The organism is Paenibacillus sp. JT22N15 (assembly GCF_059383755.1).
The window spans coordinates 174406-188141 of record NZ_JBXENV010000011.1 but is presented as its reverse complement, the minus strand read 5'-3'; the positions used below and the strand labels follow the sequence as shown (position 1 = coordinate 188141).

8 protein-coding genes are annotated in these 13736 nt (G+C 53.4%); 7 read left to right on the top strand and 1 reads right to left on the bottom strand.

Annotated features, from left to right (window positions below):
- Positions 1-459: 459 nt before the first annotated feature.
- On the bottom strand, positions 460-723 hold the full coding sequence (locus AC50X8_RS22165; protein ID WP_494881535.1) for a hypothetical protein: 264 nt from the start codon (positions 721-723) through the stop codon (positions 460-462).
- Between the two features lie 336 nt (positions 724-1059).
- Here AC50X8_RS22165 and AC50X8_RS22160 point away from each other — a divergent pair, with 336 nt between their 5' ends.
- The 7 genes from AC50X8_RS22160 to AC50X8_RS22130 all read left to right on the top strand — a co-directional run bounded on the left by AC50X8_RS22160 (position 1060) and on the right by AC50X8_RS22130 (position 13704).
- On the top strand, positions 1060-2631 hold the full coding sequence (locus AC50X8_RS22160) for a 2-isopropylmalate synthase (protein WP_494881533.1): 1572 nt from the start codon (positions 1060-1062) through the stop codon (positions 2629-2631).
- Positions 2632-3112: 481 nt separating this feature from the next.
- Positions 3113-3742 (top strand): hypothetical protein, encoded by a 630-nt coding sequence (locus AC50X8_RS22155; RefSeq protein WP_155973650.1) that lies wholly within the window; start codon positions 3113-3115, stop codon positions 3740-3742.
- Positions 3742-5169, top strand: a complete 1428-nt coding sequence (locus AC50X8_RS22150; protein WP_056043506.1) for a phage baseplate assembly protein V — start codon at positions 3742-3744, stop codon at positions 5167-5169. The genes AC50X8_RS22155 and AC50X8_RS22150 overlap by 1 nt, the downstream gene beginning before the upstream one ends.
- Before the next feature lie 119 nt (positions 5170-5288).
- On the top strand, positions 5289-6437 hold the full coding sequence (locus AC50X8_RS22145; RefSeq protein ID WP_494881531.1) for a pentapeptide repeat-containing protein: 1149 nt from the start codon (positions 5289-5291) through the stop codon (positions 6435-6437).
- A complete protein-coding gene (locus tag AC50X8_RS22140) occupies positions 6434-7003 on the top strand; it encodes a hypothetical protein (RefSeq protein ID WP_056043513.1) in 570 nt (189 codons plus the stop codon). The genes AC50X8_RS22145 and AC50X8_RS22140 overlap by 4 nt, the downstream gene beginning before the upstream one ends.
- Complete coding sequence (locus tag AC50X8_RS22135; RefSeq protein ID WP_494864185.1) at positions 7000-7407, top strand: DUF4280 domain-containing protein; 408 nt, start codon at positions 7000-7002, stop codon at positions 7405-7407. Before AC50X8_RS22140 ends, AC50X8_RS22135 begins: the two co-directional genes overlap by 4 nt.
- Before the next feature lie 33 nt (positions 7408-7440).
- Entirely contained in the window at positions 7441-13704 is a 6264-nt protein-coding gene (locus AC50X8_RS22130; protein ID WP_494881529.1) for an RHS repeat-associated core domain-containing protein, read from the top strand.
- Positions 13705-13736: the final 32 nt, after the last annotated feature.

Here is a 13736-nt window from a genome sequence, read left to right as displayed (position 1 = left end):
TGAAGGCCTATAATAGGCAACAATACTTTGAACTTCATATTCTGCAAACGCAAGGAACAGGAATAGTAGGGCCATTCCCGGAATGAACAGAGAGCTGCGGGCTAGTGCAACGCAGTCGACGGAAGCCTGAAGCTCGCCTGGGAGCGGAACAGTGGAACAGCTGGCTAACCATGGATAGCCGGATTTACTACACTGTCACGGCTAACCCCCGTAATCGGGTGCGCATCAATCAACATCCGGAGTTGATGATGTGCCTAAGGTGGGCATTCTAATTTGCTGCAATAGCAAAGCGGAAGGTCAACAAGGGTGGTACCGCGCAGGATTATAATAAGCCTGTCGTCTCTTGATTTATTCAAGAGACGACAGGCTTTTCTTGTTGTTTGGAAGTTCAAAGTTGGAAGCGAGCTATGAAATGAGCAAGCAGGCAAGTTATACATGAACCAGCACAATAAGCTGAAATCACATACAGAAAACGCATTGAACAGGAGTAGTAGAGCGGTAAAGCGGGACAACAGCGGAAACCTTGAGCGAGGCGCGGCAGGCGGATAACAAAGCTGCTGCATGGTCGACAAGGAACGCTTCAGAGAGCTGCGGGATGGTGCGACGCAGTCGAAGCTTACGTTCGAACTCGCCTGGGAGCGGAATGATGGAACCATCGGTGCAGGCAGCTGCGGTTAGCTGCAAGCCTAATGCGTACATCGTTACGGAATCAGCCCCCGTCATCGGGCATCAAGCGGGTGTGGACCCGCGCGAATGTTGCAGGCATGGGATTATCCATCCAGCAGCAGCGTGAAAAGAGAAGCCAATCCGGTTTTTCTGCTCAAGCGCATACAGGGTCCGGCCAATTAGAGTGGTACCACGGTGGGTGAAAAAGCCTGTCGTCTCTTTCAATTAGAGACGGCAGGCTTTTTTTAATATAAGCATTTATAAGTTTCACCCTTATAAACAGCTTATATTTCTCGGAATGAAACGCGCCGCGCTGCCAAAGGATGGCGACAGCCGTTTCACCTTGGTTGCAGCAACAGCTGTATTTAACTAAAATTTCAGGAGGTCATAACGATGACAACGGCAAATGAGACGAATAACGGAATGAGAAAAATTCAAATTTTTGATACGACGCTGCGTGATGGCGAGCAGTCTCCGGGCGCTTCCATTGATCCTGAGCGTAAAATTATTATCGCCCGCCAGCTGGGCAAGCTGGGCATTGACGTTATCGAGCCGGGCTTTGCGATTTCCAGTCCCGGCGAATTTGCAGCGATTCAGCAAATTTCCCGCGAGCTGCAGCATGTTGAAATTGCCGGCTTTGCCCGCATGATGAAGGTCGATATTGATGCGGCGGTCAAGGCGACGCAGGATGCGGCAAAAAGAAGGCTGCATCTGTTTATTTCCTCGTCCGACATTCATCTGCAGCACCAGCTGAACAAAACGCGCCAGGAAGTGGTGCAAATCGCCCGTGAGATGATTGCTTACGGCAAGCAGTTCGTAGATGAAATTGAATTTTCAGCGATGGATGCAACGCGCTCGGATCGCAATTTTGTCATAGAGCTGGTCGAAGCGGCCATAGCCGAAGGGGCGACAATCATCAATCTGCCAGATACGCTGGGCTATGCGATGCCGGACGAAATCGAAGATATGTTCCGCTCTGTCCGTCGTCTGGCTAGAGGCGGAGAAACGGTTCGCTACAGCACTCATTGCCATAATGATCTGGGGATGGCAGCTGCGAACAGTCTGGCGGCCATTCGTGCAGGTGCGACGCAGGTAGAGGTTACCGTCAATGGCGTTGGAGAGCGCGCCGGCAACTGTTCGCTTGAGGAAATTGCGATGATTATTGAGACTCGGGGGTCGGTTCTGCAAATGGAGACGCGGATTGATCAAAGCGAAATTTATGAAACGTCGCGGATGGTCAGCCGGGCGATGCATTATCCGATTGCGTATAATAAGCCGATTGTGGGCCGCAATGCGTTCCAGCATGAGTCTGGCATTCATCAGGACGGCCTGCTGAAAAACCGCAATACGTATGAAATTATGGACCCGGAAGCGATGGGCATTCCGCGCAGCATGATCGTGCTGGGCAGACACTCCGGCCGCCACGCGATCAAGCATCGCCTGTCCGAATACGGAATTGCCGTAGAAGGCGAGGAGCTGGTTAATGTATACAATCGCTTCAAGCAAGTAGCCGATGAGAAAAAGCTGGTGACGGATAATGAGCTGATTCGCATCGCTGGCGAAATGACAGCTACTCAGCCTGACCCTTACATGCTGACCGATCTGCAGGTGCTGTCGGGCAGTCATCAATCCCGTATTGCGACCGTGACGATTCGTGAAAATGATGCGGGCACCGAGCGTTCCTATACAGGTTCCGGCGAAGGTCCTCTAGAAGCGGTCATTCACTGTATTCAGCAAGCGATCCCCGTTGCAGCAGAGTTTGAGGATCTGGAAATCCATTCGTTGTCCACAGGCGAGGATGCACATGGCGAGGCAGTCGTGACGATTGTCCACGCTGGCGAGCGCTATCGTGGAACTTCGATTCATAGCGACATTGTATATGCAGCCGCGCAGGCGTATGTGGGAGCCTGCAATCAAGCGATGCTGACCATTAATAAACGAGCGAATGAACAAAATGTAATTTAATAGCAAGCTCAAGAAAGGGACTTATTCACAGGGCATTAAGCTTTGTGGATAAGTCCTTTTTTATGCGTAAAATCAAGGGTTTGACTGGGGATGGGCTGTTCGTGGAAAGTGGATAGTTTTTTCACTTTATCGATACTGGAATTGTGGATAATGTGAATAATTTTTTGAGAAATTCGACGGCATTAAAAATTTATTACGTTAACGTTTACAAATCCTTTATTTCCGTCGGAAAATGTCGACAGAATTTACTAACAATTTGCGTCGGATTGTGGACAACTTTGTGGATAACCGTTTTTGATGTAAAAAATGAAAATTTCCTATAGGTTTCCTTTTAATTTGCTTAATAACCTAAATTTATGCAGTTTTCCATCCGATATTAGAAAAATAGGATAAGAAATGGTTGGATTTTTATCCATACAAGGGCGCGCACGGTCGCAATTTCTGTGTACGGGAGCTCAGAAAATGAACGGGAGTGTGACATGTGATGAAGTATGCGGATGAGAAGATCATTGCCATGATTTTCGGAGGAGTCAAGGAGGAGCAAGAGAAGGACCGCAAGGAGGAGGACTCGCCATCGCCGTCGCTAGAAGGGATGACGCTGCACGTTCAGGGAGAGCGTCACCAGTTTGCACGCCGCTTCATCCCCGGAGGGGAAGCATCGATTGTGCTGTCGCAGGCGTTTACAGTGATGGATGAGGGGACGGCAAGGCTGAAATATCCGGCGGAGCGGCGGCCTAAGCTGATTTTCACAAATGAGCAAACTTCGATTAACGTCGCTTTTCAGCAGACGGGCTTTGAGATTGAAGCAGATGATGTGGAGGAATTCAGCGGAACGATGCTGGCCGTACTCAAGCGGTCGCAGCCTGCAGCGCGCTGGTTCCAAGAAGGCATGCGGGAGGTTGGCGGGAAGCAGGTTGCTTTTTTCGCTTATTTGACGCCTGCGCTGGATTGCAATCTGTACAATTTGATGCTGATTGCCGAGCTGAACGGACGAGCCATCGCCTGCACCTTCAACTGCATGGAAGAGGAAATGGATGATTGGAAAAAGCTTGGGGAAGCGATGCTGACCTCGATAAAATGGCATCTGCCCGAGAAGGAAGGTGACCGATAATGAGCACGAATATCATTGCCCCGCATAATGTGCAGATTGCCCCATTTGAGCTTGTCCACATGCTGTCTTTATCCGTCGAGAAAAAAATCAATGAGCATGCGAAGCTGGTGTTTACCGGCATTGTGTCGGAGGAGCTGAAGGACAGCTACGTGGAAATGACCGACTCCGAGACGGAGGTTGAGGTGAGCCAGAAGGATGAAGAGGGCGGATTGTCCCCGTTATTTTATGGCTTGGTGCAGCGCATTGAGGTTAAGGCGGTACGCGACGTTTATGTGCTGAAGGTGGAGGCGCTGTCCCATACTTGCCAGCTTGATCTGGAGAAGCATACCCGTTCCTATCAGGATACGGGCATGACGTACAAGGCGCTCATTGATCAAATGGCTGCGAGCTATCCCGGCATGGATGTGCTGGATACGGCAACGCAAGGGGCGAGTCTTGGAAAGTTCACCTTGCAATATCAGGAGACGGATTGGGCATTTCTCAAACGAATGGCCTCCCGGTTTCAGGCGGGCTTGATGCCGTCGGCGATGTTTAATTCCCCTAAAGTATTTCTTGGAACGCCGGATGGCGATGCTGCCGGAAAGCTGGAGGATATGCCCTACAGCGTGCGCAAGGATGTGCTGCATTACCGGCGGATGTGCAAAATCGGCATGCAGGGCGTGACGGAGCAGGACTTTATTTTTTATGAAATTGAAACGACGCAGTGGCTGCTGGACTTAGGGCAATGCATCACCTTCAAAAAGCAGCAGCTTTATGTAGGCGAAATGCACAGCCAGTGGAAGGAAGGCATGCTGTCGCATCGTTATTTGCTCTGTTCGGGCAAGGGGCTAAGCCAGCCTCCGCTCTATGCCGCGGCCCTCACCGGAGCGTCGCTGCAAGGCAAGGTGCTGGCGATAGCCAAGGACACGGTGCAAATTCATCTCGACATTGACGAGAAGCAGGACGCCGGCAAAGCTTATTGGTTCCCTTATTCCTCCGTGTATACGGCGGAAGGGGGGACGGGCTGGTACTGCATGCCGGAGAAGGGCGACCAGGTCAGGGTGTATTTTCCGAGCGGCAAGGAGGAGAACGGCATTGCATCAAGCTCCGTCCGGCAAAATGTCGAGGAGGGCGAGCATAACAAGCTGGGCAATCCCGATCATAAGTTTTTTCGCACGCCAGCGGGCAAAGAACTGAAAATGACACCTGAGGAAATTATTATTACCGGCAAGGACGGCGAGGTGTTCATCCGGCTCAGCGACGAAGGCGGCATTGAAATTATAAGCAAGAAGAAAATTACAATCAAAGCCGAGGAAGACATCGCCATTGATTCTCAGCAGAAGGTGCTCATTTCCGCCAAGGATGAAATCAGCCTGACCTGCAAGGAAAGCCTGATCAAGATGGACGGCAATACGACGATTAAGGGCAAGGAGCTCAAGACGAATTAAAGGCCAATTAGAGCGGAAAATGCAAACCAAGCAGAAAACCAACCTACACAAGCAAGGGGAGAGCTTACGAGAAAAGTCATAAGAAACAGGGCATTCAATAGACGAAAGGGGAGCGGTTCATGCAGGAAAATCGGCTCGAGCTATTTGAGGAGCAGGTGGCTGATGAGCTAAGCCAGCGGGCGCTGCTGGCGTTGGAGCGGTATTTTGCAGCACACAAGGAACGGCTTGCGGAGCTGTTCGTGCAATCGTTTGAGCAGCTATGCCTTTATATCGGAGGAAGGCAGCAGCAGGGGCTGCAGGGAAAGCTGGGGCATATCACCTATTCACTGCTGCGGACGGAGCTGCTTGCGGGCAGCCCGCTTTATATGGCCGAGGCAACGGATCGAACATGGTATATGGATGAAAACAGCTGCTATGGCAGCTATGATGCAAGCTGGGCTTTTAGTGATCTGGCTGGGCTGGAGCAGCAGCTTCTGGCCGAGGCCAGGGGCTACTTCTCCGATTCAGAGGCTGCGCTGCAGGCAGAGGCAGTTCGGCTGAGGACTGCGGTGCAGGCGCATCGCTACGTCATCAGCTTAATCCGCTATGCGATGCCGGAGGCGGCGAAGCTGAAAGCCTACAGGGAGCTGGAGAAGGAAGTGGAATGCGAGGTTCGCGTGGGCGAGTACATGGACCAGAGCGAGACGGTGTACAAGGAGGATTTTTGCCAAAAAGAGGCTGCCGAGGTTCGCGCTTATTTGGAGCAAAAGCAGGAGCTGACCTACACCTATGAGGTGTTTGCAGAGCTGGATTTGGCCCAGGGCGATTATGCGGGCATTCAAGCGCTCTATAGCGATTTTCGTGGCAGCGACCTTTCTCACAGCTCGTTTGAAGGGGCAGCGCTGGTCGGAGCTAAGCTTAGCTTAAGCAAGCTCACGCAGGCCAGCTTTCGCTACACGCTGCTGTGCGAAGCGGATTTTCGCGGCAGCGAGCTGCAGGGAGCGGATTTCAGCTATTGCAGCGGGCCTAGCGGAATGCGAGATCCTTTCGTATGGGAGCATCCGGGTTTTGTGCCGCTGCGATTTAATGGCGCGGATTTGAGCGGAGCGGATTTTACGCTCGCTAATGTGAAAGGAGCAAGCTTCATCGGGGCGAATTTGGCTGGCGCCGTATTCGAGCAAGCGAATATAGAGCAGGCGCTGTTTAGTGCTAGTGCCCGCAGCCAGGCTGCATTCAGCGAGGAGCAGCTGGCACAGGCCATATGGATAGAGGAGGACGGCGGAGCATGAGGAAGGGCTTATTCATTATGACGCAGGATCAGCGAGTGGCTGATGCCATTCGTCCGATGGACAGCGAAGGGGTGCTGGCGGAGGCGCTGGCCGGCCCTAAGGGAGGAGCGTTGTTTTTCAAACCGGATGGCTCCCAAAGTATAGCACCGCTGCGGCTGATGCAGCAGAAGCGGGTTGTTGCGGTCGATTTTATCCAAAAGCCTGCCCCGCTCGTCTCGGACCTCGTGAAGGAGGTGTTGGCAAAGTATGCGCCGCGCGCGTTGTTTCGTTCGGTCGTGCTTGTCGATCCGGGGAGCGGCATACAAGCCTCGTATTGGCTGCTGGAGCGTCCGCTCGTCCATTGCCTAGCTGCGCAAACTGAATTTTTTCCCGATGGGACCTGCAAACGGCTGGTAGTTGATTCCGCTAAAGCAGGCAAGCATCCGTTTCTGAAAATTGGCGGCTTGCGTGAGGATGTGACGCTCGTGCAGCTTGGGGTGGCAGAAAGTCTGCTGCGCAGGGAAGTGGCGGGCATTCGATTTACGAAGGTGCAGCTTCAATTATCCGAAGAGGAGCGATGGGGATGAGCGGTGGTGGAAACGAGTCGGCAACGATTATAGCGGGCCAAGGGGCGTCAGAAAGCTACGTCGTAGCGGGCGCAATCATCTCCTGCAATTGGGGGACGAAGCGGATGCGTCTTAAAACGCCTCTCAGCCATGGGGTTTATATCCAAAAGCAAGCGCAGCTCAATATTGGCGATTATATGCTGGGGACGAACATTATGCCTTTTGAACGGTGCATGAGCCAGTCGAATCCGGCTGTCGTCGCGGCTGGCGGCATTGCGCCGTGCACGCCGATCATCGCGCTGCCATGGACGAATGGCAAAACAGAAACAAAGGTTGGCGGGCTCCCTGCGCTGCTCAGCTGCTCCAAAAATTCATGCTTGTACTGCGGCACGATCTCAATTGAAGATGACGGGCAGGGCGTATAGGCATGCGGTTGTCAGAGGAAGGGGGGCTATGGAATGTCCACGGAAAAAAAGGCCATCGGCTACGAGCAGCTGCGCCTGCAATGGCCGTATGCCGTGCAGCAAATTCAAGGGCTGCGCATCGAGAAACGCGTCAATGAGCATGCCCTTTTATGGGTAAGCGGCATCCTGCCGGAGGAGCGGGAGGATCAGGATTTGCAGCTCGTCAGCGAGCAGGACCAGGTCGAGCTGCATCAGGTGGATGAGCAAGGCGGCATGGTGCGGATATTGTTCAGTGGCACCGTCGCGAGCTTTCTGGTGCGGGCGATCCGCAGCGTATATACGTTCGAGCTCACGGTGCTGTCGCATACGAGCAGCATGGATTTGGAGCGCAATACGCGCTCCTTCCAGAATGGGGAAATGATGTATGATGAGCTGCTGAAGACGGTGCTGGCGGCATATCCGAGGGCCGATACGATAAATGAGGCGGCGCACAAGGAAAAGCTGGGCGAGCTGACGCTGCAGTATGAGGAGACGGACTGGACTTTCCTCAAGCGTATGGCCTCGCGCTTTGGCGCCGTTCTCGTGCCGGAGGCTGCCGCGGCATCGCCTAAGTTCTGGTTCGGTTTAGGCGAAGGGCGGCTCGTGGAGCTTCCGCTGCATAGTTATACGATTGCCAAAACATTGTCGCCCTATCGGGAGGCGGCTGCTCTGGGCGAGGGAGAGTCGTTAAGCGAGCAGGACTTTCTCGGCTATGAAGTCGTCAGCGAGCAGGTGCTGCAAATCGGTGATCGCGTAGTGGTAAAAGGGCGCGAGCTGGCTGTTGCCGAGGTGGAGGCGGAGCTGCGGCAGGCGCTGCTCGTCTTTACCTATAAGCTGCTGCCCCCATCCGGCATTCGCCAAAGCGAGCTGTTTAATGAGCAGGTCGTAGGCGCAGCGCTCGAAGGGCGAATTCTTGAGGTGAAAAACGCGGCCGTGCGCGTGCAGCTGGATGTGGATGCGGAGCAAAAGCAGGAGGAAGCCAGCTGGCTTCCGTACGCATCGGTATACGCATCGGAGGATGGGACCGGCATGCACTGCATGCCGGAGCAGGGCGATGCGGTGCAGGTGTATTTTCCAAGCCGCCAGGAAGGGGAGGCGATGGCGCTCAGTTCGGTGCGCAAGAGTGGGCAGGATTCCCCGAAAATGGCCGATTCCAGCGTCAAGTCATGGACGACCCCATATGGCAAGGAAATGAAGCTCGCCGGGCAGGAGCTGTCGCTCATTGCGCAGGAAGGCGTGCTGTTCATTCAGCTGCATGAGGAGAACGGCATTGAAATTCGCAGCGATACGGCGATTGCGATTAAATCGGAGCAGCCGATTGAGCTTTCCTCGGAGACGAAGCTGGCGATTACGGCGCAGGAAGGGCTGTATCTCGTCTGCGGCAACAGCAGCATTGTGATGGATGGCGACACGGATGTGCTTGCCGATGAGCTGCTGCTGGTCGGCACGTATTTTGCTCCCGTCGTCGTAGAGGATCTCGAAGAGGAGGAAGTGCTGCCGGTACCGCTGCCCGAGCCGCCGCCTCCAGAGCCGGAGGAGCCGAAGAAAAAAGGCGGCTGGCTCGGCACGCTGCTTGATGTCGTGCAGGTCGGGCTGGATATTGCCGGCTGTGTGCCGGGGCTTGGCGTAGTTGCGAACGTGGCGAATGCGGCGATTTCAGTTGGACGCGGCGACTATCTGGGCGCGGCGATGTCTATGGCATCCTGCATTGTGCCAGGAGCAGGGCCGGCGCTCAAGGGAGCGAGAATGGCGAAAAATGCCGCCAAAGCCGGCAAAGCGATGATGAAAGCCGCTAATGCGGCTAAAGCTACCGGCAAGACGCTGAGTGCGGCGCAAAAGGCGTTTAAGTCAACCTCGGCTTTCACGAAGCAGATGGTGAGCGGCATTAAGGCGGTAGACGGCAAGGTGCTGACGGCAGCGCGCAAGGTCGGCAGCAATTTGGACAAGCTGGAGCAGGTACAGAAGCTCAAAAAGGTAATGAAGCTGCCGGGCGTCGAGCAAGCGCTGGATTTTGCCGGAGATATGGCGATGGATTATGTTTTGGAGAAGACGGGCCTTGAAAATCTGGCGTATTTGTCCTATCTCGGCGGAGGCAAGAAAAGGAAAGGAAAACGCGGGAAAGGCAAAGGGAAAAGCTCAGGGAAGGCGAAGAGCCATAGCAAGGGCAAAGGGAAAGGCAGCAATAACAGCCCAAGCAAACCATCGAAGAAGCTGAATCAGGAGAAGCAGAAAAAGGCGAAAAAGGAATCTGCCAAGAAAGATCCGAGCAAGGCGGATAAGCGCAGCTGTAAAAATGACCCGATCCATGCGGGCTCAGGCGGGCAATTTATTATTCATCCCGCTCTCAAGCTGTATGGCGCGGATACTTGGACGTTCGAGATGCATTACCATTCGCTGCTGGAAACGGGCGGAGCGATGGGCGCGGTATGGACGCATAACTTTGAGCTGGCTCTTACGTTTGAGGAAGATGAAGCGGATGTGGCAGTGGCAGCCGATCGTGTGGTAACAGATTATGTGGCAAGCAATGAGGGGGAAGCAGCGTTTGATAAGGTGCTGCTTGCGAAGCAGCCTATTGCCGATGCTAATCCGCCAGGTGTTACGGTCTGGCGGACGAAAAGCCGCCGCAACCGTTTTGTAAGACAGGCAGACGGGGTTTATCGCAGTGCGGATAGCGATGTGCTGGGCGAGGAGCTGCGGCAGGAGCCGGAAGGCTATGTGCTGTGGCAGCGTGAAACGCAGGAGCAGATTTATTTTAACCTGGCAGGCCAGGCATTGAAATGGGTGAATGCTCATGGACAGGCACTGGAAATGCGTTATGATGCGCAGGGACGGCTTGCCAGCTTAACGGATGCGATTACACGGCAAGCGCTGAAGCTGACTTACGATACGCAGGGGCTGCTCAGCCGCGTGAGCGAGGGCAAGCGAATCATTCGAATGCAATATAATGCCTCGCATCAAATGACGCGTTATATCGATGCGAATGGCAATGAGACGGACATCGGCTACCACTGGAATGGCAAGCTTGCGCGGATGAGTGTAGGCGGAGCGGTACAATACGAGAATACATTCGATGAATTTGGCCGCATTACGAGCCAGTCGGATGCATCTGGCGCTATCGCGTATTTGGACTACGATGTGGAAAGCCGCTTTGGCTACACGATTACGACGGCAACAGATCGGCTGGGCGCGGTTGAAGTGCTGGTGCATGATGATCAGCTTCAATTGGTGGAGATCATTCAGAAGGACGGCAGCCTCGTGCAGCTGGCGTACAACGAGCAGGGCAAGCTGATATCGGAAACGCAGGCGGATGGCAGCGCAGTTGCGATGGCTTATGATGACTATGGGCAGCTGGTCAGCATGACGGATGCGCTAGGCCATGAGACGAGCTACGTTTACGACGAGCAGGGACTGCTCGTGAGTGAAACGGATGAGGAAGGGCGGACGACCGCTTATGCCTATGATAGCGGGGGAAGATTAGCTGAAATCCTCCGCGCGGATGGCGCAGTAGCCAAAATGACGTACAATGCGAACGGACAGCGGGAAAGCTACGTCGATTTTAACGGTGTAACGACCTCGTATGCTTACGGCCCGGATGGACGCGTCCTGCAAATAAAAGACGGCGAAGAGCGTATGATGGTCGTGGAATATGACCTGTCGGGAAGGGTTGCGAGCTTAGGCTATCCAACAGGCGGAACCATTTTACGCGAGTATGATGCGAATGATAATTTAGTCAAAGTTATCGATCCGTTGAAACGGGTATATGCTTTTGGCTATGATGCGTTTGATCGAAAGACGCTGGAGACGCTGCCTTCGGGTGCGGCAACCGCCTATGTATACAATGCGAATGGCTTGCTGGAGCGTGAAAAGGATGCGCTCGGACAGGTGACCGCCTATCGTTATGATGCCGAGGAACGGCTGGTGGCGCGGATGGATGCGCGCGGTGGGCAGACGCAGTATGAGTGGGATGCAGCGGACAATTTGGTCGCTGTTACGGATGCGCTCGGAAGGACGGAGCGTTATGGCTATGATGGGCTGGGCCGAGTAAACGCTATGTGGGATGCCAGTGGAGTGCAAATCGCGCAGCTCGATTATGACGCGGCAGGCAATCGGGTGTCGGAAATCAATGCGCTTGGTCAAGCGACGCGTTACCGTTTTAACAAAGCGGGACAGATTGCGGCGAAGGAAAACGCGAAAGGGCAACAGACGACGTTTGCTTACGATGCGGCGGCCCGAATCACGGAGGTCGTGGAGCATGACGAAGCGACGTATCGCCAGAGCTATGACGGCGAAGGGCAAATTACGAGCTATACCGATGCGCATGGCAATGAAACGAAGCTGTCGTATGACCGCAGCGGCCTGCTGGAGCAGGAGGAGAATGGAACAGGCGAGGTCCTGCGCTTCTCGTATGACAATCGCGGCTGGCTGAAGGGAAGGGCGAATGCGCGAGGCCAGCAGGCAGCGTATGGCTATGATGCCGCAGGCCAATTAAAATCCATAAAGGATGAGGCGGGGCAAATTGGCCTCAGCTATAATATCGACGGGAATGTTATTCGGGTAGAAGAAGAAGGGCGCGTCAAGCGACGCACATTCGACATTTTGGGGCGCCTCACCTCCTGCCAGGACAGCAATGGCCAGACGATTCGCTACGCCTATGATGAAGCCGGAAATTTGCGCGTCATGACTTATCCCGACGGGAAACAAGTAACGTATTCGTATGATCTTGCAGGCCAGATGACGCAGGTGAAGGACTGGCGTGGACGGGTGACCCGTTACAGCTATGATATGAACGGCAGGCTGATTCGCACCGAACGTCCGAATGGAAGTATAGAGCAGCGAAGCTATGATGCACAGGGCCAGTTGGTGCGGCTGTGGGATATTAACCGTCAGGGCGTCATGTTACAGCAGTATCGGATGACATACAATGAGCTGGGCCAACTGGTAGAAGAGGAAGAAAAGCAGTACACCTACGATAATTTGCGCCGCCTTGTGAGCGGAGCGATGCCGGGACGCAAGCTGTGGTATAGCTACGACCTAGGCGGCAACCTGACAGAAGCGGGCGAAACGCCGCTCGCTGCGACAGCGATGAGCTATGCGCAGGACAATCGTCTTGCCACAGTGAACGGCAAGGATGTTGTATATGATGCGGACGGGAATTTACTCGTTTTGCCCATGGTGCTGGAGAAGGATGTTCAAGCAGAGACAGCGACATATCGGTACGATGCGCGGAATCGTCTGACGCAGGCTGGACGAACCAGCTACACCTACGATGCGGAGCAAGTGCGCATGTCGGTGACATGGCGCGGACAGACGACACATTATGTGACGGATCAGGTAGAAGAGTTAAGCCGAGTGCTGTTAGAACAAGATGGACGCGGCGAGACGAAGGCTTATTTTGTGTATGGAGCGGAAGGGCTAATCGGGCGGGAAGACAGCATGGGCCGCTACCAGAGCTATCACTATGATCTGCGCGGCAGTACGACGCTTCTGACGGATGAGAACGGGCGTGTGACAGACCGATACACGTACGGATTGTATGGGGAGCGGGAGCATCACGAAGGGACAACGCGGCAGCCGTTTTGCTATAATGGACGAGACGGCGTCATGACCGATCCGAACGGTCTTTACTACATGCGGGCGCGGTATTACCATACCGGCATCAAGCGGTTTTTGAACCGGGATGTGCTGCGTGGAAGCATTTTAGAAGGGCAGACCTTTAACCGGTTTGGGTATGTGAATGGCGATCCGGTGAGTTTGATTGATCCGTTTGGGTTGAGTGCAATTAGTAGTTGTACTGATAATGTTATAAATACGAGGGCGAATGACGCAGGACTTGATTTATCTCCTAAGCCAAGCCCATATAAGCAACTAGGACATAAAACCAAGAAGAAACTAGAAGCTAAGGTCGATAATAGAACGATTACAAAAGAGGAATATAAGCGGCTCGAATGGAACAAACGTCTTGCTGCTAGGAGAGATGTTGGAGTTAAAGAGTTTTGGCAACAAGAGAAACTAAGAATTAAAAAGGGGGAACCAACAACTAGAAATTGGTCACAACAGCAGAGAGATGATATACTCAGCAACAAAGTTCCTACACATAATGGAAAAACTATTACAGGACATCATGCATATAGTGTTTCAAAGTATCCTCATTTAGCAAATCAAGGGGAAATCATTTATCCTGCAACAGTAAAAGAACATTTCAACCGTTGGCATGGAGGTTCTTATAGGAAAGGCTTGCCTGGAAAACCTTATAATCCTTCCTTCCCAGAAGAGTTCTAGGGTTTGTAAATTAAATTAGGGGGAACGGGAAT